The sequence below is a fragment of the Kitasatospora sp. NPDC059577 genome (genome assembly GCF_042735475.1).
GTDB lineage: Bacteria > Actinomycetota > Actinomycetes > Streptomycetales > Streptomycetaceae > Kitasatospora.
Map to the genome: position 1 here is coordinate 34,740 of NZ_JBHWBZ010000002.1, position 1,976 is coordinate 36,715.

Genomic DNA, 1,976 nt, shown 5'->3' on the forward strand with positions numbered 1-1,976 from the left:
CGCCACCCAACTTTCTACAACCCATCCGCCCCCCCCGACCCCGCCGTCTGCGACCCCAACACCCCGCAACCCACACCCGGCGAGTCGGGGCCCCCCGCGCGCGCCCCCCCCCTCGCCGGGGTGTCCGCGTACGTCCTCGACGACGGCCTGCGGCCGCTGCCGGACGGCGTGCGCGGCGAGCTGTACGTCGGCGGCGACGGCGTCGCCCGCGGCTACCTGAACCGCCCGGGGGCCACCGCCGCGGCGTTCGTCCCCGACCCCCACGGCGGCCGGCCCGGCGCGCGGCTCTACCGCACCGGGGACCTGGTGTCCCGCTCGGCCGACGGCACCCTGCAGTACCACGGCCGCCGCGACCACCAGGTGAAGGTGCGCGGCCTGCGGATCGAGCCCGGCGAGATCGAGGAGTTGCTGCTCGGCCACCCCGACGTGGCCGCCGCCGCGGTCACCGTGCACCGCGCCCCCGGCACGGACGCCACCCTGGTCGCGTACACCAGGGCCGTGCCCGGCCGCACCGCCGACCCGGCCGAACTGCGCGAACACCTGCGCGGCCGGCTCCCGCAGGCCCTGCTGCCGACCCACTACCTCGCCGTGGCGGACTTCCCGCTCAGCCCGACCGGCAAGGTCGACCGGGCGGCGCTGCCCGCACCGGACGGCCTGCGGCCGCGGCTCGGCGCGGCGTACACCGCGCCGTCCACCGACCTGGAACGGGCGCTCTGCGAGGCCTGGGGCGAGGCGCTCGGGGTGACCGGGGTCGGCGTCCACGACGACTTCTTCGACCTGGGCGGGCATTCGCTGGCGATGATGCGGATCGTCGCCACCGTGCGCGCCCGGCACGGCCTGGAGCTGCGCTTCCGCTCCTTCATCGAACACCGGACGGTCGCCGGGCTGGCCGCCGAAATGGAGTCCAGGGCGGCCGGCGCGGCGGACGCGGTGGAGGGGACCGGCGCGACCGGCGGCGCCCTGGTCTGGATCCGCGAGGGAGGCACCCGGAACCCGCTGTTCTGCGTCCACCCCGGCGGCGGCAGCGCGCACTGGTACCTGCGCCTCGCCCCGCACCTGGACCCGGACCTCCCGGTGGCCGCCTTCGAGTGGCCCGGCCCGCACGACGGCGCGACGGCGCCCGGCGCCGAGGAGATGGCCGGGCGCTACCTCGCCGAACTGCGCCGGGCCCAGCCCGCCGGCCCGTACCGGCTGTTCAGCTGGTGCGGCGGCAGCGGGATCGCCTCCGAGCTGGCCCACCGGCTGGCGGAGGCCGGCGAGGAGGTCACCTTCCTGCTGCTCGACCCCGGGCTGGACGCCCACCGGCGGGCCGAGGGCTGGCGGGAGTTCGCGCTGATCCGGCGGCTGGAGCAACTGACCGCCGAGCTGGCGCGGGGCGGAGCGGCCGCCGACACCCCGGCCCGGCGGCAGGAGGTCCTGGAGCTGCTGGACCACCTGGTGGACGACGTCGACGAGGAGACCGGGATCACCCTGCCCGAGGAGGGCATCGGCGAGGTCTGGCCGCGCGAGGCGCGGATCTGGCGCGAGGTGATGGAGATGGACCTCGCCTACCGGCACCGCCCGTTCGCCCTCCACCTGCACCTGATCGCCAGCGACGAACTGGCCCAGGGGCGCCACGAGGTGTCGTACGGCCAGGAGTTCGCCGACTACCAACGGCGCTGGCGCGAGCTGGCCACCGGTGGCGTGACGGTCCACCGGGTCGGCGGCGACCACTTCGGCGTCATGAAGCCGCCGCACGTGTCCGACCTGGCGGGGGTGATCGAGCGGGTGATCGGCGCGGACGGCCGGGAGTAGCCGGACGCCTCCGGTGGGGCCGGGAGCGGGCGGTGGGGCGGCCGGGGACGGCGGTGGGGCGCCGGGCGGGGACGGCGGTGGGGCGCCGGGCGGGGACGGCGGTGGGGCGCCGGGCGGGGACGGCGGTGGGGCGCCGGGCGCCCACGGCGCACAGCCCCCGCGGTCGGTGCCCCCCACCCCGC

Annotated in this window: 1 protein-coding gene; it reads left to right on the forward strand. The window is 77.8% G+C overall.

Annotation, left to right across the window (positions count from 1 at the left end):
* Positions 1-120 precede the first annotated feature (120 nt).
* Complete coding sequence (locus ACFV0O_RS02785; protein ID WP_380335423.1) at positions 121-1,794, forward strand: thioesterase domain-containing protein; 1,674 nt, start codon at positions 121-123, stop codon at positions 1,792-1,794.
* The last annotated feature ends 182 nt before the right edge of the window (positions 1,795-1,976 follow it).